General features: G+C 63.7%; 1 protein-coding gene. It reads left to right on the top strand.

Going from position 1 to position 1,130, the window contains the following annotated elements:
* Positions 1 to 887: SUMF1/EgtB/PvdO family nonheme iron enzyme (locus Q7U95_RS04870; protein WP_308752346.1), on the top strand; the 887-nt coding region annotated here is incomplete at its 5' end.
* Positions 888 to 1,130: the final 243 nt, after the last annotated feature.

Below are 1,130 nucleotides of genomic sequence, written 5' to 3'. Positions count from 1 at the left end.
AGAAATCCGAGATCTTCGTCGGCAAGTTTCTGGCGCGGGTGCACGACAACCACGCCCTTTCGATGCCGGGGCAGGACCCGACCGCATCGATCAACTTCGACACTGCCGATGCGCGCTGCAGCGTGAAGGGGCCGGGCTGGCACATGATGACCAATGCCGAATGGTCAGCCGTGGCGCTGTGGTGCTGGAAGAACGGCTTCATGCCGCGCGGCAACACCGACTATGGCCGCGATCACGCCCAGAAATACGAGACCGGGCGGCGGCAGGACGGGCTTGCGCCTGGCCTCAATGAAGGCACGTCACGCACCCTGACCGGCTCTGGCCCGGCCAGCTGGTTTCACGACAATTCCCCGGCCGGTATCGCCGATCTGACCGGCAACGTCTGGGAGTGGCAGCGCGGCCTGCGGCTGGTGGATGGTGAGATCCAGATCATCCCCGACAACAATGCCGCCGCCACCGGCGCGGACCATTCCGCCGCGAGCACGCTCTGGCGGGCTATCATGCCCAATGGCACCCTGGTGACGCCGGGCACCTCCGGCACCCTGAAATGGAATGCCACCGGCACCGCAGGCGCGGGCAGCCCGCAGCTCGCCACCTCGGTGACCAGCCAGTCAGATGGCAGCACTTCGGCTTCGCAGCAATACAAGGACCTGACGGCCGCTGGCGGCGTGACGGTGCCGAACCTGCTGAAGCTTCTGGGCATGTTCCCGCACGACACCGCGATCGAGCGCGGGCGGTTCTATATGCGCAACGAGGGCGAGCGACTGCCGATCCGTGGGGGCCACTGGCTCATCGGCGCGAGTGCCGGGGTCTTCGCCCTCAACCTGAACAGCGCGCGTTCGCACTCGGGCACGATCATCGGCTTCCGGCCCGCTTTCGTGATCTGACATCTGATCACCTGAATTCTGCTGGGGTGGGCGATAGCCCGCCCCTTGCCTTGAACCGACGAGGGAGGGTGCGGTGGAAGACCTTAAAATCCGCCGTAAATGTGAGGACATGATCTCATACGGCTATGTCGTGTTGCGGCAATTTCCCAAGGCTGAGCGCCATGTGCTCAGTCAGGAAATCCGCAATACGATGTGGTCGCTCCTTCGGCTGATCATCATCTGCAACAAGCGGTACTTCAAGAA

The sequence above is a fragment of the Candidatus Oleimmundimicrobium sp. genome (assembly GCF_030651595.1).
GTDB lineage: Bacteria > Actinomycetota > Aquicultoria > UBA3085 > Oleimmundimicrobiaceae > JAUSCH01.
Note: the sequence above shows the minus strand (reverse complement) of the source record. Positions and strands in the feature narration are given on the sequence as shown.